General features: G+C 70.9%; 16 protein-coding genes and 1 pseudogene. 9 read left to right on the top strand and 8 right to left on the bottom strand.

The features are described 5' to 3' along the window. Positions 1-78: 78 nt before the first annotated feature. A complete protein-coding gene (locus ACFZCY_RS32645; RefSeq protein ID WP_391181400.1) occupies positions 79-1317 on the top strand; it encodes an MFS transporter in 1239 nt (412 codons plus the stop codon). A gap of 5 nt (positions 1318-1322) precedes the next feature. Here the strand turns inward: ACFZCY_RS32645 and ACFZCY_RS32640 are convergent. From ACFZCY_RS32640 to ACFZCY_RS32625, 4 genes and pseudogenes are all read right to left on the bottom strand, one after another. Continuing rightward, positions 1323-2409 (bottom strand): annotated as a pseudogene (locus ACFZCY_RS32640) (RNA-guided endonuclease InsQ/TnpB family protein); the annotation flags it as partial. Positions 2410-2581: 172 nt separating this feature from the next. Further along, positions 2582-2848 (bottom strand): GlsB/YeaQ/YmgE family stress response membrane protein, encoded by a 267-nt coding sequence (locus tag ACFZCY_RS32635; protein WP_009717868.1) that lies wholly within the window; start codon positions 2846-2848, stop codon positions 2582-2584. Positions 2849-2974: 126 nt separating this feature from the next. Further along, positions 2975-4000, bottom strand: a complete 1026-nt coding sequence (locus ACFZCY_RS32630) for a CNNM domain-containing protein (RefSeq protein WP_391181396.1) — start codon at positions 3998-4000, stop codon at positions 2975-2977. Continuing rightward, positions 3997-5328: a CNNM domain-containing protein gene (locus ACFZCY_RS32625; protein WP_391181757.1), complete on the bottom strand. Its 1332-nt coding sequence runs from the start codon at positions 5326-5328 to the stop codon at positions 3997-3999. The genes ACFZCY_RS32630 and ACFZCY_RS32625 overlap by 4 nt, the downstream gene beginning before the upstream one ends. An 856-nt stretch (positions 5329-6184) precedes the next feature. Between ACFZCY_RS32625 and tgmA the strand changes: the two genes are divergently transcribed. Then, positions 6185-6376 carry a putative ATP-grasp-modified RiPP gene (gene tgmA / locus ACFZCY_RS32620; RefSeq protein WP_055552772.1) on the top strand — a complete coding sequence of 64 codons (192 nt, stop codon included), beginning with the start codon at positions 6185-6187 and terminating at the stop codon, positions 6374-6376. A 25-nt stretch (positions 6377-6401) separates the two neighbouring features. Continuing rightward, positions 6402-7334: an ATP-grasp ribosomal peptide maturase gene (gene tgmB, locus ACFZCY_RS32615; protein ID WP_391181393.1), complete on the top strand. Its 933-nt coding sequence runs from the start codon at positions 6402-6404 to the stop codon at positions 7332-7334. A 20-nt stretch (positions 7335-7354) separates the two neighbouring features. On the opposite strand, the gene ACFZCY_RS32610 is transcribed toward tgmB, so the two are convergent. Then, positions 7355-8344 (bottom strand): zinc-binding alcohol dehydrogenase family protein, encoded by a 990-nt coding sequence (locus ACFZCY_RS32610; protein WP_391181754.1) that lies wholly within the window; start codon positions 8342-8344, stop codon positions 7355-7357. A gap of 81 nt (positions 8345-8425) precedes the next feature. Next, positions 8426-8647 carry an MbtH family protein gene (locus ACFZCY_RS32605; RefSeq protein ID WP_055552767.1) on the bottom strand — a complete coding sequence of 74 codons (222 nt, stop codon included), beginning with the start codon at positions 8645-8647 and terminating at the stop codon, positions 8426-8428. Between the two features lie 121 nt (positions 8648-8768). Here ACFZCY_RS32605 and ACFZCY_RS32600 point away from each other — a divergent pair, with 121 nt between their 5' ends. From ACFZCY_RS32600 to crcB, 3 genes are read left to right on the top strand one after another with little or no spacing between them, the layout of a single operon-like run. Continuing rightward, positions 8769-9224 carry a CrcB family protein gene (locus ACFZCY_RS32600; protein ID WP_391181389.1) on the top strand — a complete coding sequence of 152 codons (456 nt, stop codon included), beginning with the start codon at positions 8769-8771 and terminating at the stop codon, positions 9222-9224. Then, positions 9221-9553 (top strand): DUF190 domain-containing protein, encoded by a 333-nt coding sequence (locus ACFZCY_RS32595; protein WP_391181387.1) that lies wholly within the window; start codon positions 9221-9223, stop codon positions 9551-9553. Before ACFZCY_RS32600 ends, ACFZCY_RS32595 begins: the two co-directional genes overlap by 4 nt. Then, a complete protein-coding gene (crcB, locus tag ACFZCY_RS32590; protein ID WP_391181384.1) occupies positions 9550-9924 on the top strand; it encodes a fluoride efflux transporter CrcB in 375 nt (124 codons plus the stop codon). The genes ACFZCY_RS32595 and crcB overlap by 4 nt, the downstream gene beginning before the upstream one ends. Before the next feature lie 14 nt (positions 9925-9938). On the opposite strand, the gene ACFZCY_RS32585 is transcribed toward crcB, so the two are convergent. Continuing rightward, the gene (locus ACFZCY_RS32585; RefSeq protein ID WP_391181381.1) at positions 9939-10874 is read right to left on the bottom strand and encodes a LysR substrate-binding domain-containing protein; all 936 of its coding nucleotides are present in this window, start codon (positions 10872-10874) and stop codon (positions 9939-9941) included. Positions 10875-10957: 83 nt separating this feature from the next. Here ACFZCY_RS32585 and ACFZCY_RS32580 point away from each other — a divergent pair, with 83 nt between their 5' ends. From ACFZCY_RS32580 to ACFZCY_RS32570, 3 genes are read left to right on the top strand one after another with little or no spacing between them, the layout of a single operon-like run. Further along, entirely contained in the window at positions 10958-11704 is a 747-nt protein-coding gene (locus ACFZCY_RS32580) for a succinate dehydrogenase cytochrome b subunit (RefSeq protein WP_391181378.1), read from the top strand. 1 nt (position 11705) lies between these two features. Then, positions 11706-13652: a fumarate reductase/succinate dehydrogenase flavoprotein subunit gene (locus tag ACFZCY_RS32575; RefSeq protein WP_391181375.1), complete on the top strand. Its 1947-nt coding sequence runs from the start codon at positions 11706-11708 to the stop codon at positions 13650-13652. Beyond that, a complete protein-coding gene (locus ACFZCY_RS32570) occupies positions 13649-14407 on the top strand; it encodes a succinate dehydrogenase/fumarate reductase iron-sulfur subunit (RefSeq protein WP_391181372.1) in 759 nt (252 codons plus the stop codon). The genes ACFZCY_RS32575 and ACFZCY_RS32570 overlap by 4 nt, the downstream gene beginning before the upstream one ends. A 78-nt stretch (positions 14408-14485) precedes the next feature. Here the strand turns inward: ACFZCY_RS32570 and ACFZCY_RS32565 are convergent, their stop codons facing one another. Further along, positions 14486-15472 carry a sulfotransferase gene (locus ACFZCY_RS32565; RefSeq protein WP_391181369.1) on the bottom strand — a complete coding sequence of 329 codons (987 nt, stop codon included), beginning with the start codon at positions 15470-15472 and terminating at the stop codon, positions 14486-14488. Positions 15473-15649: the final 177 nt, after the last annotated feature.

Raw genomic sequence — 15649 nt, 5'->3', positions numbered from 1 at the left:
GCCGGTCCGGAACATAGCCGGGCGGGGGGCCGAAACGCCTCCGCCCGGCGCCCCGATATGGAAAAACAGGAGACCTACGTGAGCACTACCGGCAGTACGCACACTGCCACGGACCCGCAGCGGGTCATCGACGACGACCGGCTCCCCATAGGGAAACTGCTGGCGCTGACCACGGCCGGGTTCCTGGCCATCATGACCGAGACGACGCCCGCGGGTCTCCTTCCGCAGATCGGCGACGGCCTCGGCGTCTCCGAAGGGCTGGCGGGACAGCTCGTCACGCTCTACGCGATCGGCTCCGTGGTGGCCGCCATCCCCGTCATCGCCGCCACCCGCAGCATGCGCCGACGGCCGCTGCTGCTCCTCGCGGTCGGCGGGCTGCTGGCCTTCAACACCGTCACGGCGCTGTCCACCAGCTACGAACTCACCCTCGCCGCCCGCTTCATCGCCGGTATGGCGGCCGGGGTCGTCTGGGGGCTGCTCGCCGGATACGGCCGACGGCTGGTCCCCGAACACCTCCAGGGCCGGGCGCTCGCCATCGTCGGGGTGGGCCAGCCGGTCGCGCTGACGCTCGGGGTCCCGCTGGGCACCTGGCTCGGGTCGCTGTTCGACTGGCGCGGGGTGTTCTGGATCATGTCCGGTGTCGCGCTGCTGCTGATGCTCTGGATCCGTGCGCTGGTCCCGGACTTCCCCGGCCAGAGCGCCACCGAGCGGCTGCCGATCCGCAAGATCTTCGTCATGCCGGGCATCAGCGCCGTGCTGGCCGTGGTGCTCCTGTGGATCCTGGCGCACAACATCCTCTACACCTACATCGCCCCCTTCCTGGAACGGTCCGGTCTCGGTGAGCGCGTCGACCTCGCGCTGCTGGTGTTCGGCGCCTCGGCCATCGTGGGGATCTGGCTCACCGGAGTCCTGGTCGACCGCAAGCTGCGCCCGGTCACCCTGCTCAGCCTGGCCGGGTTCGCGCTCGCGTCCCTGGTGCTGGGGGTCGCGGGCACGTCCGTACCGCTGGTGTTCCTCGGCATCGTCGTCTGGGGCGTGACGTTCGGCGGCGCGCCCACGCTGCTCCAGACCGCCAACGCCGACGCGGCCGGGGACGCGGCCGACGTCGCGCAGTCGATGTTCGTCACCGTCTTCAACCTCGCGGTCGCGGGCGGCGGGGTGTTCGGCGGTCTGCTCCTGGAGTCGGCCGGTGCCGGGTCCATCCCCTGGGTGCTGCTCGGACTGACCCTGCTGGCCACTGCGGTCGTCGCCGTGGCCCATCGGCACGGCTTCAAGCCCGGCCCCCGGGTCACCGACGGGTCAACGACCCGGTTGTAGAGTCCCGGGCTTGCACAACGAGCGCCACTGGCTGTGGTGCTGCGTTTGCGTCCTGCCTCACTCTCCGGTTCGGGGAGTGGGGCTGGGGCGGTTGACTGCGCCCCGCGTCGCCACAACGCCCACGCTCTCGCGCGGATGTTTGCGGGAGCTGTTCCGGTCCGCGTGACCAACGAATCCGCAGTTCCGGCATGAGGACCAGCTGGCGTGGGTGGCCCGCTGGGGCTTGCGAAGCCGTACCCGCTCGCGGATGCCCGTCAGGTCTTCCAGGGCGATCCCGCGACCGGTGCGTTCTGCCTCGGCCACCACATGTTTCGCGATCTTGTGGTTGATGTCCCGTGCCCGCCGGGCCTCCTTGCGTCGCCGCTTTTTCAGCCGGCGTTTGGCGGATGGGGTGTTCTTCTTCTGCAGCTTGGTGCGCAGCGTGCGTTCCCGGGCGCGGATGCGGTTGAGTTCACGCCCGGCCTTGATCTCGCCGTCGGAGGTGGTGGCGATGTTGACGATGCCCAGGTCGACGCCGAGGAAGTCCACCGGATCGGTGTTCGGCGCGGCTTCGGGCACGTCGTACGTGGCGTTGAGGAACCACATGCCGTCCCGGTACACGAGGTCGGACTCGCCCTTGCGGTGGAGCGTCAGGGTGGCCAGTTGCTCCGGCGCGGCGGTGAACGCCACGTCCTTCATCCGCCTGGCGGTGGTCCAGATCGAGATGCGGCGCTGATCGATCTGCCAGGACAGCATCCGGTCGTCGTAGGGCTGCGCGCCCCGCGGGCGGAAGGCGACCGGCTTCTCCACCGCCCTGCGGTACCGCTTGGAACCCGGTCTGCCCAGGTTCCCGGCCTTCAGCGAGGCCTTGAGCGTCGCGTAGGCGTCGCAGGTCTTCTTGACGACGTGCTGGGCGGCCTGCGCTCCCAGCCCCCAGCGGGCCTTGATCTGATGGTAGGTGTGCTCGCGCAGCGCGAAGTTGCTCTTGACGTCCTTCTCGAACGCCACGCCGCCGGCCCACGTGGCCGCTTCGTTGCAGGCGCGCAGGGTCGCCTCCAGCGCCGCCGCCTGCCCGGGCGTCGGCAACAGCCTGACCTGCACCACCAGCTTCACGATCAGCAAACCTACGCAGGTGTACGACTGCCCACCGCACGTTCACCATGCACCACTCGACCGAGTGAATCCGCCAGCGCGTGGGGTCCCTCGCAAGAATCTGCTGAAATCCCGTCGGCCTCCTCCGCTACGCAGGGATGCGCACATAGCGGAGGAGGCCGTTTCGCATGCGTCAGCGGCGGGAGTGGCCGAAGAGCAGCCGGTAGGCGATCAGCAGGACCAGGGAGCCGCCGATGGCGGCGCCCCAGGTGGCGGGGTCGAAGAACTGGTCGTCGATGGGGCGGTCGAGGAACTTGGCGGAGAGCCAGCCGCCGAGGAAGGAGCCGACGACGCCGATGACGGTCGTGCCGATCAGACCGCCCGGGTCACGGCCGGGGAGAAGGAACTTGGCGATGGCTCCGGCGAGAAGCCCGAGGACGATCCAGCTCACGATGCTCATGGTGCGGTTCTGGCCTTTCGATGTGCGGGGTGCAGGGCTGGGCTGCCCGTTGGGCTTCTTTACCGGGCCGTTGGGGGCAAACCTCGCGTCGGCGACGTGCGGGGCACCGCGCCCGCACCGGGCCGGTCAGGGGGCGTCCGACGCCGACTCCCCCACCAGCTCCTCCAGCACGTCCGTCATGGTCACGAAGCCGAGCACCGAGCCGTCGTCGCCGGTCACCGCCGCCAGGTGGGTACCGGCGCCGCGCATCGCCGTCAGCGTGTCGTCCAGCGGGGTGTCGGCCGGCACGCGGGTGACGGTGTGCAGTGCGCTGCGGGGGAAGGGCCGGTCGCGGTCGGTCACGCCGAGGGTGTCCTTGATGTGGAGGTACCCCAGGACCGTGCTGCCGGGGCCGGTGACCGGCAGCCGGGAGAAGCCGGAGGCGGCCGCGGTGCGCTCCAGCGCGCCGGGGGTGACCCGGTGGTCGACGGTGACCATCTCGCCGAACGGGACCAGGATGTCGCCCGCCCGCCGGGTGCCCAGCTCCAGGGCGTCGCGCAGCCGCTCGCTGCCGGAGGCGTCGAGGAGGCCCGCGTCGCTGGAGTCCCGTACCAGCCGGATGAGTTCGGCGTCGGTGTAGACCGATTCGACCTCGTCCTTGGGCTCGACCTTCAGCAGCCGCAGCAGCCCGTTGGCGAAGGCGTTGATGCCGAAGACGACGGGGCGCAGGGCGCGGGTGAGGGCCACCAGGGGCGGGCCGAGCAGGAGCGCGGTGCGCTCCGGAGCGGCGAGCGCGATGTTCTTGGGGACCATCTCGCCGATGAGCATGTGCAGATAGGTGGCCGCCGTCAGGGCGAGGACGAAGGCGATCGGATGCACCAGGGCCTCGGGGACGTGGGCCGCCGCGAACACCGGCTCCAGCAGATGGGCGATGGCCGGTTCGGCGACCGCGCCGAGGACCAGCGAGGAGATGGTGATGCCCAGCTGGGCGGTGGCCAGCAGGGCGGACAGGTGCTCCAGTGCCCACAGCACGGTGCGGGCGCGCTTCCCGCCCTCCTGGGCGCGGGGTTCGATCTGGCTGCGGCGCACGGAGATCAGGGCGAACTCGGCGCCGACGAAGAAGGCGTTGGTGAGCAGGGTGAGGGCGCCGATGGCCAGTTGCAGCAGGGTCATCGGGCGTCCTCCCTCGTGTCGGCGGACGCCGCCGCGTCGGCGGAGGCCGGGGCGGTGATCCGTATGCGGTCGGCTCGGTGGTGGTCCACCTCGAGCACGGTGAGCTGCCAGCCGTCGGTCTCGATGCCGTCTCCCGCCCGGGGGATGCGCTCCAGGGCGGTGGCCATCAGGCCCGCGACGGTTTCGTAGGGGCCCTCGGGCACGGTGAGGGCGATGGCGGACAGCTCGTCCAGCCGTACGGCGCCGTCCGCCTCCCAGACGCCGGGCCCGGCGGGCACCAGGGCGGGGGTCTCGTCGGGGTCGTGTTCGTCGCGTACGTCGCCGACGACCTCCTCGACGATGTCCTCCAGGGTGGCGACACCGGCGGTGCCGCCGTACTCGTCGATGACGACGGCCATGGTGTGCGCGCCGCGCAGCCGGTCCAGCAGCCGGTCCACCGGGAGGCTGTCGGGGACCAGCAGCGGGGCGGTGGCCAGCTCGGTGACCGGGGTGGTGGCCCGGCGGGCGGCGTCCAGCGCGAGGACGTCGCGGATGTGCACGGTGCCGACCACCTCGTCCAGGGTGTCGCGGTAGACGGGGAACCGGGACAGGCCGGTGGCCAGGGTGAGGTTGGCGGCGTCGGCGGCCGTCGCGTGCGCCTCCAGAGTCCGGACGTCCACCCGCGGGGTCATCACGTTCTCCGCGGTCAGCTCGCTCAGGTGGAGCGTACGGACGAACAGCTCGGCCGAATCGGGCTCCAGCGCGCCCTCGGCGGCCGAATGGCGGGCCAGCGCGACCAGTTCGTCCGGGGTACGGGCCGAGGCCAGCTCCTCGGCGGGCTCCAGGCCGGCGCGGCGCACCAGGCGGTTCGCGGTGTTGTTGAGGTGGTGGATCAGCGGCGCGAAGGCGGCGGTGAAGCCGCGCTGCGGGCCCGCGACCACCTTGGCCACGGCCAGCGGCCGGGAGATCGCCCAGTTCTTGGGAACCAGCTCGCCGATCACCATCAGGACGACGGTCGACATCGCCACGCCCAGCACCGAGGCCACGGACGGGGCGGCGGAGCCCAGCCCCGCGGCGCGCAGCGGGCCCTGCAGCAGGACGGCCAGCGAGGGCTCGGCGAGCATGCCGATCACCAGCGAGGTCACGGTGATGCCCAGCTGGGCGCCGGACAGCTGGAACGTCAGTCTCCGGGCGGCCTTGAGCGCGCTTCCGGCGCCCCGCTCGCCCTGCGCGGCGGCGCGCTCCAGCTCACCGCGCTCGACCGTGGTCAGTGAGAACTCCGCGGCGACGAAGACCGCACAGGCCAGGGTCAGTGCCAGGGCCAGCAGAACCAGCAGCGCTTCGGTCAGCATGCCGGGCCCCTTCCCGCGCGCTCGACGGACAACTCTTGGGCGAAATCCGGCGCGTGCGCGTCGGGATGGGGGAGGGGGGTACTTGGAGGCTCGTCCATCGCGGCGACCGCGACTCCTTCATGACTCGAGGGACTGTCGGTAAAGAAACGGCAAAGCGCGATCGAAGGTTCCCGACCGGTCGCCCGTCGCCTCTCCCTGGCAAGAGCCTCGGGGAAGTGCGGGCGACACCCGGCCACATGGCCGAATTGATCCACCCATGACATGGGCGTGGGAGTTGCTTTACCCGGCCGGAGCGTTCGGTCCGGCGAGAACAGTGAACGGCGCACAGAGAAGGAGTGAACGCCGCGATGGTGTTCAAACGACTGCCTGGTCGATTCGGTGCCGACGGGCCCACAGCGACCCCTGTACCGGCCGCCGGCCCGGTGCGCCCCGCCGGGCCGCCGCGGGGCGAGGCGCGAGAGACCCGGCTCACACCGGTGCCGACGTGCGCACCGGCGGCCCGGAAGATCGAGGCGAACTTATCGGCCAACCCGGACGGCCTGAATGGCGTCTTGAAGAACGAGAGGCATGGCGGGCTGTTCACGGAGGGGCGCACTCCCTCCGCGAAAGCGGAGGTGGAGGCATGGATCTGGCAGGTGACCGGCCCTCGCGCCGGGGCCGTCGCACCGTCGGCCGCGACCCGGAACCGGGTCGGAGGTAATGGAATTGCGCGGGTGGTGTGACGTACTTCATGCTGTCACAGATCTGACATAACAGCGCGTAGCGAGACTCCTACCTATTTAGTACGTACTGTTGTGTGTTGGTGAAGCTCATCTCGAATCAAGCGAATCCCGTGGAGCATTAGAGGTCAGTCATGCAGCCCTTCGCCCTGAACCATGCGGTCCCGGCCGATCAATCACCGGCTGTCATTCCGTACTCGTACAACGCGGCCCTGCAGTTGAATGTGCTGCCCGATGGACGCCCCGCCATCTCCGACCGGGGGGTGCTTCTGGAATGCGGCACGACGACCTCCACCGCGGGCTCCAAGACGCACTTCGACGACTGACCGACCCCACCCACCTCCCACGTCGATGACGGTACTCATCCTGACCAGCCAGGAGGATGTGACAGCGGACCTGGTGGTGGCCGAATTACGGGAGCGGAATGTCCCTCTGATCCGCTTCGACCCCGCCGACCTTCCCGGAACGGCGGGGATCTCGACCGAATTCGAACGCGGCGACTTCACCGGCTATCTGTCGACCGACGGTCGCCTGGTCAGTGTGCACAGCCTGCGGTCCATCTGGGTGCGCCGCCCGGGACAACCGGCGGCGCACGCCCCCGAGCCTTCCGAGTGGCTGAGCGCCGAGTGCGGCCAGGCCCTGTACGGAATGCTGTATTCCACCGAGGCGCGCTGGATGAACCATCCCAGTGCCGCCCTGTTGGCGCGCTCCAAACCGTGGCAGTTGCGCACCGCGCACCGCAGCGGATTCGCCGTTCCCCCGACGCTCATCACCACCTATCCGCGCGCCGCCAAGGAGTTCGCCGGGCAGTTCCAGGACATCGTGGTGAAGACCGTCTCGGGGCCCCCGCCGGTCAATCCCCCAATGGCGCTGCCCACCACCCGCATCGCCCCCGACACGGATTTCTCGGGCGTCGCGGCAGGTGCCACACTCCTTCAGCGCTACATTCCCAAAACGGCCGATATCCGGCTCACCTGCGTCGGCGGCCGTATGTTCGCCGCCCGGAAGACCACCGCTTCCGGACAGGTCGATGGGAGGTATGGTTTCTATGGCCATTTATGGGACGCGGTGGACGTTCCCCGCCGGATCGGCCAGGCCGTACGGGAATACATGACCCTCGCCGGTCTCGCCTACGGAGCTTTCGACTTCGCCGAGGACGAGGACGGCACCTGGTGGTTTCTGGAGTGCAATCAGGGCGGCCAGTTCGGGTTCATCGAGCTGGAGACCGGCCAGCCGATCGCCGCCGCCATCGCCACCTGGCTCGCCGCACCCCGCCCCGCGTGAGCGGGGGCCGCCCCTCACGTTCAGGCGGCGCCCGTCAGCACCGCGACGCCGTTCACCCGGTCGTGCGCGAGGTCGTCCAGGGCGGTGTCGGCGTGGGCGAAGGGGTAGGGGGTGACCGTGGCGCGGATGTGGTGGGCGGCGGCCGCGGTGAGGAACTCGCGGCCGTCCTCACGGGTGTTGGCGGTGACGCTGCGCAGGGTGCGTTCGTGGAACAGATGGCGCTCGTACACCAGGGCGGGGATGTCGGAGAGGTGGATTCCGGCGACGCTCAGCGTGCCGCCCGCGTCCAGCGCCTCCAGGGCCACCGGCACCAGCTCGCCCGCCGGGGCGAACAGGATCGCGGCGTCGAGCGGTTCGGGCGGCCGTTCGTCGGCGCCCCGGGCGGAGGCGGCGCCGAGTTCGAGGGCGAGGGCCCGGGCGTCGGCCGAGCGGGTCAGCACATGGACGACGGCGCCGCGCGCGATGGCGACCTGGGCGGTGAGGTGCGCGGAGCCGCCGAAGCCGTAGATGCCGAGCCGTCCGCCCGCGGGGAGGTCGGCGCGGCGCAGCGCGCGGTAGCCGATGATGCCCGCGCACAGCAGCGGGGCCAGCTCCTCGTCGGCGTACCCGGCGGGCAGCTCATAGGCGTACGCGGCCGGTACGGTGACGTACGGAGCGTAGCCGCCGTCCGCGTCCCAGCCGGTGTAGACGGACGAGGGGCACAGGTTTTCGTGGCCGCGCACGCAGAAGCGGCAGCGGCCGCAGGTGCGGCGCAGCCACGGGACGCCCACCCGGGTGCCGAGCGCGGGCCCGGCGGCCCGCTCGCCCGCCGCGATCACCTCGCCGACGGCCTCGTGCCCGGGCACGACGGGGGTGCGGTGCGGCGGCAGGTCGCCGTCGCGGACGTGGAGATCGGTACGGCACACCCCGCAGGCCCGGACCCGGACCAGCAGCTCGTCGGCCGCCGGGCGCGGAATCGGCAGCTCCACCTGGTCGATCCGGCCCGGCGTGGGAACCACCCAGGCCCGCATGGTGCCCGAAGTGTCAGCATTCGCACCCGTCACACGCCCAACGTAACGCCGTGACGGGACCGCCCGCAGTCGGGGGCCCGGTCAGGACCCGGCGGGGGCGTCCATCGCGGTGGCGAGGCTCTTCGGACGCATGTCGGTCCAGTGCTCCTCGACGTAGTCGAGGCACGCCTGGCGGTCGTCCTCGCCGTGCGCGACGGTCCAGCCCTCGGGCACCTCCGCGAAGGAGGGCCACAGGGAGTGCTGCCCTTCGTCGTTGACGAGCACCACGAAACGGCCGTCGGGGTTGTCGAACGGGTTACTCATGAGCTGTCTCCTCGGTGTCTCAACTCGTTCTCCAGCACGCCTCACGATCTTTTCCGGGCCTGACGGTACCGGCCGGGGCCGGGCAGCGTGAAGCGGTGCCCGCACCACTAGCCTGAGCCCTATGGCGGAGGGCACAAGGCGGTCGCGGTACGGCGCGTGGCACGGGCAGGGGCCGGTGGTGGGCGTGGTCGCGGTCGGCGGCGGTATCGGCGCGACCGCCCGGTACGGGGCGTCCCTGCTGTGGCCGACCCCCGCGGGCGCCTTCCCCTGGACGACGCTGCTGGTGAACGTGGTGGGCTGCGCGCTCATCGGCGTCCTCCTGGTGCTGATCGCCGAGGTGTGGACGGCCCACCGGCTGATGCGGCCCTTCCTCGGCACCGGGGTGCTGGGCGGGTTCACCACCTTCTCGACGTACGCCGTGGATTTCAGGCGGCTCGTCCTGGAAGGCCACGCCGCGAGCGGGGCCGTCTATCTGGTGGTGACGCTGCTGGCGGCGATGGCCGCGGTAGGGGGCGCGGTGGCGGGCACCCGTCGGGTCGTCGGGGTCGCGGGGGCGTACAACGGGAGCACGGGATGAACGCGAACGGGCTGAGGCTGACCGTCTTCGTAGGCGAGAACGACACCTGGCACCACAAACCGGTCTTCGCCGAAATCGTGCACCGTGCCCACCGGGCGGGGCTGGCGGGCGCGAGCGTGTTCCGCGGGGTGGAGGGCTTCGGCGCCTCGTCCCTGGTCCACACCTCCCGGCTGCTGTCGCTCGGCGAGGATCTGCCCGTCTGCGTGGTGATCATTGATACGGAGGAGCGGGTGAGGGCCTTCCTGCCCGAACTGGAGGAGATCACCGGCGACGGCCCGGTGATCCTGGACCCGGTCGAGATCGTCCGCTTCCCGGGGCGCCACCGGTGAACTGGCTCCTGGTGATCGCCGGCGGGATGGTCGGCGCCCCGCTGCGGTATCTGACCGACCGGATGGTGCAGGCCCGGCACGACTCGGTGTTCCCGTGGGGGACGTTCGTGGTGAACGTGGTGGGGTGCGCGATGCTGGGCGCGCTGACCGGGGCGGTGGCGGCCGGGGCCGCGTCGTCGCGGGTGCAGCTGCTGCTGGGGACGGGACTGTGCGGTGCGCTCACCACGTACTCGACGTTCTCGTACGAGACGCTGAAGCTGGCGGAGGACGGGGCGCGCGGTTTCGCCGTCGCCAACGTGGTGGGGAGCGTGGTGGCGGGGGTGGCGGCCGCCTTCGCGGGCGGCGCGGCGGCCACGGCGCTCTGGGCCTGACCCCACCGCACACGTCAGGGCAGCAGGCGGGTGCCGGGCGGCAGGCCCGGCAGGTCGTCGGCGTCGGCCGAGCGCAGATACTCCAGCAGCACCCGGCGCAGCTCGCGCGCGGCCCTCGGCGGGGCGACGTCCTTGCGGTGCGCGACGGCGATGGTGCGCCGCATCGCGTGGCCCGCGAAGGGCGTGACCCGCAGTCCCGAGCGCGCCGCCACCATGCCGGGGAGGACGGCGATGCCGAGGCCCGCCCGTACGAAGCCGAGCACCGCGTCCATCTCGCCGCCCTCGACCGTGAACGAAGGCTCGAAGCCCGCCGCCCGGCAGGCCGCGGTGGTGAATTCCCGCAGGTCGTAGCCGCGGCGGAACATCACCATCGGCCGGTCGCGCAGATCCTCGACCCGGATCCGGCGGGCTTTCGTGGGCGGCGGGGACGCGGGCGAGGAGGCGACCACCAGCTCCTCGCGCAGCAGCTCGGTGGCGGCGAGCGCGGGGGCCTGACCGGGCAGCGGGGTGATGATCAGGGCGAGGTCCAGCTCACCGGCGGCCAGGGTGCGGACCAGGTCCTGGGAGCCGCCCTCGTCGATGATCAGCTCGATGCCCGGGAACTCGCCGTGGAAGCGGCGCAGCACATCCGGAACGAGGCTGGCGCACAGGCTGGGCGGGGCGCCGAGCCGCACCCGGCCGCGCCGCAGCTGGGCGACCTCCTGCACCTCACGGCGCGCGGTGTCGGTGTCGGCGAGGATCTGGCGGGCCAGCGGAAGCAGCGCCTCCCCCGCGTCGGTGAGGGCGATGTGGCCGCGCGCGCGGTGGAACAGCTCGGCGCCCAGCTCTCGCTCCAGCGCCCTGATCTGCTGGGACAGCGAGGGCTGGGCGACGTGGAGCCGCTGCGCGGCGCGGGTGAAGTGGCGGGTGTCCGCGACGGCGGCGAAATACCGGAGCTGTTGCAGCTGCACGCAGCGATAATAGGCACCGTCTATGGAATCCAGCCACAGCATGTCTTGGACTAATCACCCGGCCGCTGCCTAGCGTCAAGGACATGGCACTGGCGACACGGACGGACACGGGCCACGACCGGCGGCCCGGCCAGAAGCGGAAGCCGCCGCGGAAGCCGTCCTTCATCGGCTCCGTATGGCGGTCGACCATCGGTAAGAAGGCCGTGATGGCCGTCACCGGGCTGATCATGCTGGCCTATCTGGTGGCCCACATGCTCGCCAACCTGAAGATCTTCTTCGGGCCCGGCGACCTCAACGGCTACGCGCACTGGCTGCGCACCCTCGGCCAGCCCTTCCTCCCGTACGAGGGGTTCCTGTGGCTGGCCCGGATCGGGCTGCTGGCCTCCGTCGTGCTGCACGGCGTGGCCGCGTACCAGCTCAGCCGCCGGGATCTGGCGGCCCGGCCGCGCGGTTACGCGCATCAGCGGCGGCGGGCGAGCTACGCGACCCGCACGATGCGCTGGGGCGGGGTGATCCTCGGGCTGTTCATCGTCTGGCACATCCTGGACCTGACGACGCTCACGGTGAACGAGCGCGCCGAGCCCGGCCATCCGTACGAGAACGTCGTGGCGACCTTCTCCACCTGGTACGGCAACACCGTCTACATCGTGGCGATGCTCGCCCTCGGCCTGCACATCCGGCACGGCTTCTGGAGCGCCGCCCAGACCCTCGGGGCGGGCCGGCCGCGCCGCGACCGGGCCCTCAAACTGGCAGCGAATGCCCTGGCCGCCATCCTGACCTGCGGCTTCATCGCCGTACCCGTCGGCGTGATGACTGGAGTGGTGAGCTGAGATGAACGCGTACACGGACTATGCGACCGGTGAGCCGATCGCCGACACCAAGGCCCCGGACGGACCCGTGGAGCAGCGCTGGGACCGCCGCCGCTTCGAGGCGAAGCTGGTCAACCCGGCCAACCGCCGCAAGTACACGGTCATCGTGGTCGGTACGGGGCTGGCGGGTGGGGCGGCCGGGGCGACGCTGGCCGAGCAGGGCTACCACGTGGTGCAGTTCTGCTACCAGGACTCGCCGCGCCGGGCGCACTCCATCGCCGCCCAGGGCGGGATCAACGCCGCCAAGAACTACCGCAACGACGGCGACTCCGTCCGCCGCCTCTTCTACGACACCGTCAAGGGCGGCGACTTCCGCGCCCGCGAATCGAACGTCCACCGGCTCGCCCAGGTGTCGGTGGAGATCATCGACCAGTGCGTGGCGCAGGGCGTGCCGTTCGCCCGTGAGTACGGCGGTCTGCTGGACACCCGCTCGTTCGGCGGCGTCCAGGTCTCCCGTACCTTCTACGCCCGCGGCCAGACCGGTCAGCAGCTGCTGCTCGGCGCGTATCAGGCGCTCAGCCGTCAGATCGCCGCCGGGAACGTGGAGATGCACGCGCGCACCGAGATGCTCGACCTGATCGTGGTCGGCGGGCGGGCCCGCGGCATCGTGGCCCGCGATCTGCTCACCGGCCGGATCTCCACCCACTTCGCGGACGCCGTGGTGCTGGCCTCCGGCGGCTACGGCAATGTCTTCTACCTCTCCACCAACGCCAAGAACTCCAACGCCACCGCGATCTGGCGGGCCCACCGGCGCGGCGCGTACTTCGCCAACCCCTGCTTCACCCAGATCCACCCCACGTGCATCCCGCGCTCCGGCGACCATCAGTCCAAGCTGACGCTGATGAGCGAGTCGCTGCGCAACGACGGCCGCATCTGGGTGCCGAAGGCGAAGGGCGACACGCGCCCGCCCGCCGAGATCCCCGAGGACGAGCGCGACTACTACCTGGAGCGCGTCTACCCGGCGTTCGGCAATCTGGTGCCGCGCGACATCGCCTCCCGGGCCGCGAAGAACGTATGCGACGAGGGGCGCGGGGTGGGCCCCGGCGGGCAGGGCGTCTACCTGGACTTCGCGGACGCCATCGGCCGGATGGGCCGGGCCGCGGTCGAGGAGAAGTACGGCAACCTCTTCGAGATGTACCAGCTGATCACGGCGGAGAACCCGTACGAGGTGCCGATGCGCATCTACCCCGCCATCCACTACACGATGGGCGGACTGTGGGTCGACTACGACCTGCAGACCACGGTGCCCGGGCTGTTCGCGATCGGCGAGGCCAACTTCTCCGACCACGGCGCCAACCGGCTCGGCGCCTCCGCCCTGATGCAGGGCCTGGCCGACGGCTACTTCGTCCTCCCGGCCACCATCAACGACTATCTCGCCCGCCATCCGCACGACGAGGTCGACCCGGCCCATCCGGCCGTGAACGAGGCCGTGGTGTCGGTGACCGACCGGCTGCGGCGGCTGCTGGAGAACGACGGCGATCGCACCCCCGACTCGTTCCACCGGGAGCTGGGCGAGCTGCTGTGGGACGAGTGCGGCATGGCCCGCACCGAGACCGGGCTGCGCAAGGCGCTGGACCGCATCCCGGCGCTGCGCGAGGAGTTCTGGCGGCGGATCAAGGTGCCGGGCAGTGGCGAGCAGCTGAACCAGTCGCTGGAGAAGGCGAACCGGATCGTCGACTATCTGGAACTGGCCGAGCTGATGTGCCTGGACGCGCTGCACCGCACCGAGTCCTGCGGCGGCCACTTCCGCGAGGAGAGCCAGACCCCGGACGGCGAGGCGGCCCGCGACGACGAGGCGTTCTCGTACGTGGCGGCCTGGCAGTTCCGTGGCACGGGCAACGCTCCCGTGCTGCACCGCGAGGACCTGGTCTTCGCCAACGTCCACCCCACCCAGCGGAGTTACGCATGAGGCTCACCCTGCGGATCTGGCGCCAGCGCGGCCCCGAGCAGCCGGGCGCCATGACCGCCTACGAGATCGAGGGCATCTCGCCCGAGATGTCCTTCCTGGAAATGCTCGACACGCTCAACGAGCGGCTGACCCTGCGCGGGGAGGAGCCCGTCGCGTTCGACCACGACTGCCGCGAGGGCATCTGCGGGGCGTGCGGCATGGTGATCAACGGGCAGGCGCACGGCCCGGAGCGCACCACCACCTGTCAGCTGCACATGCGGCACTTCCACGACGGCGACACCATCGACGTGGAGCCGTGGCGCGCCGCAGCCTTCCCGGTCGTCAAGGATCTGGTGGTGGACCGGTCGGCGTTCGACCGGATCATCGGATCGGGTGGTTTCATCTCCGCCCCGACCGGGAGCGCCCCGGACGCGCATGCCACGCCCGTGCCGAAGCCGGTCGCGGACACCGCGTTCGAACACGCGGAGTGCATCGGGTGCGGGGCGTGCGTGGCGGCCTGCCCCAACGGTTCGGCGATGCTGTTCACCTCGGCGAAGGTGACGCATCTGAACGTGCTGCCGCAGGGGCAGCCCGAGCGCGAGTCCCGGGTGCTGGACATGGTCGGCACGATGGACGAGGAGGGCTTCGGCGGCTGCACCAACACCGGTGAGTGCGCGGTGGCCTGCCCGAAGGGCATCCCGCTCCAGTCGATCTCGACCATGAACCGGGAGTTCCTGCGAGCGAGCCTCAAGAACGGCGGCCACGGGGCTCGTTGAGAAGCCGGGTCTCACAGGGAGAAGGGACACGCGCCCGGCAGCGGCCTCCGGCGGGGCCGTTGCCGGGCGACACGTGTGTCACGGGTGGGTGGCCAGGGCCTTCGTCCCCGGGGCGCAGGCATCGAGCAGCGCGGCCCGCTCCTCCTCGGGCAGCTTCAGCGCGTTGCCGCGCCGGCCGCTGTCGAGCAGTGCGGTCGCCGCGTCCAGCCAGGCCGGGAGCGGTTCCACACCGATGAATTCGGCGAGCCGGATCAGTTCCTTCTCCGGCTCGTCCAGCAGGGTCTCGAAGGACATCGCGGTGCGCTGGGAGGCCGGGACCTCTTCCAGCTTCGCCAGACCGTCGATGATCGTCTCGGACCACAGGGTGCCGAACGCGGCGAGCGGGATGTGGCGTTCGGTCACCAGGGCGGGGTCGTACCGCTCGGTCAGCAGCGGGGCGAGGTCGGGCGGGAGCTGGGCCGCGTGCGCCGGGGTCAGCAGGTGCGGGGAGTCCAGGCCGCAGCGGTCCGCCATCTCCCTCAGCAGCGGAATCATGCGGAAGCTGTAGTGGCGGCTCATGGAGACGGCGCAGTCCGGGCCCTCGCGGTAGAGGTGGAGGTAGCGCGCATCGGGGAAGCACCGGCGCATCTCCGGCACCCGGCCGATGGACAGGCCGGTCCGCTCCACGACGGCGCCGGGGTTGCCGAACCGGGCGGCGAGGGTGGCGAACAGGGCCCGCCAGTGGTCCGCCGGGGCGCGGGTGGGCCAGGCCGTGACCAAGGGCTCCAGCTCGTCCAGGAGGGCGTCGGGGTCATCGGTCAGATGCGGCAGGACCATGACGCTGATGGCGGGGATGCCGGTGGTCTCGGCGTCGTACCGCCGCCTGGACAGTCTGGGGTAGAGGAACTCGGGTGTCGTCGCCCCATTCTTGATCATGCTGTTGGTCACCGGATTGGGACGACGGAGATACCCCCAGAACTCCGGTCCGCTCAGGGGAGCCTCGCTCAGCAGTTCGGGGTTGGGAATGCTGGCGAACAATTCACTGATACTCAGCACGTCCGGGTGAAGATTGACGACCTGAGACATGGCCGTCGAGCCACATCGGCCGGTCCCGACGATGAACGTCAAGTTCTGGTTGACCACGCGTACTTTCCTCCCGTTCGGTCGAACTCCATTGGACACCATCGGCGCGGTCGGACCCTGCGCGGTGTCCACTTAGTTGAAACACGCACAACGGGACACCGTGGGGCGTGAGTCGAGCAC

The sequence above is a fragment of the Streptomyces sp. NPDC007983 genome (genome assembly GCF_042958345.1).
Lineage (GTDB): Bacteria > Actinomycetota > Actinomycetes > Streptomycetales > Streptomycetaceae > Streptomyces.
Note: the sequence above shows the minus strand (reverse complement) of the source record. Positions and strands in the feature narration are given on the sequence as shown.

What these genes read in the sequence shown, in the direction of transcription:
- ACFZCY_RS32610 (WP_391181754.1), bottom strand. Translation starts at nt 8,344, where the DNA reads ATGCGGGCCTGGGTGGTTCCCACGCCGGGCCGGATCGACCAGGTGGAG.
- ACFZCY_RS32565 (WP_391181369.1), bottom strand. Translation starts at nt 15,472, where the DNA reads ATGTCTCAGGTCGTCAATCTTCACCCGGACGTGCTGAGTATCAGTGAA.
- ACFZCY_RS32600 (WP_391181389.1), top strand. Translation starts at nt 8,769, where the DNA reads ATGGCGGAGGGCACAAGGCGGTCGCGGTACGGCGCGTGGCACGGGCAG.
- ACFZCY_RS32570 (WP_391181372.1), top strand. Translation starts at nt 13,649, where the DNA reads ATGAGGCTCACCCTGCGGATCTGGCGCCAGCGCGGCCCCGAGCAGCCG.
- ACFZCY_RS32595 (WP_391181387.1), top strand. Translation starts at nt 9,221, where the DNA reads ATGAACGCGAACGGGCTGAGGCTGACCGTCTTCGTAGGCGAGAACGAC.
- tgmB (WP_391181393.1), top strand. Translation starts at nt 6,402, where the DNA reads ATGACGGTACTCATCCTGACCAGCCAGGAGGATGTGACAGCGGACCTG.
- ACFZCY_RS32575 (WP_391181375.1), top strand. Translation starts at nt 11,706, where the DNA reads ATGAACGCGTACACGGACTATGCGACCGGTGAGCCGATCGCCGACACC.
- ACFZCY_RS32635 (WP_009717868.1), bottom strand. Translation starts at nt 2,848, where the DNA reads ATGAGCATCGTGAGCTGGATCGTCCTCGGGCTTCTCGCCGGAGCCATC.
- tgmA (WP_055552772.1), top strand. Translation starts at nt 6,185, where the DNA reads ATGCAGCCCTTCGCCCTGAACCATGCGGTCCCGGCCGATCAATCACCG.
- ACFZCY_RS32580 (WP_391181378.1), top strand. Translation starts at nt 10,958, where the DNA reads ATGGCACTGGCGACACGGACGGACACGGGCCACGACCGGCGGCCCGGC.
- ACFZCY_RS32605 (WP_055552767.1), bottom strand. Translation starts at nt 8,647, where the DNA reads ATGAGTAACCCGTTCGACAACCCCGACGGCCGTTTCGTGGTGCTCGTC.
- ACFZCY_RS32630 (WP_391181396.1), bottom strand. Translation starts at nt 4,000, where the DNA reads ATGACCCTGCTGCAACTGGCCATCGGCGCCCTCACCCTGCTCACCAAC.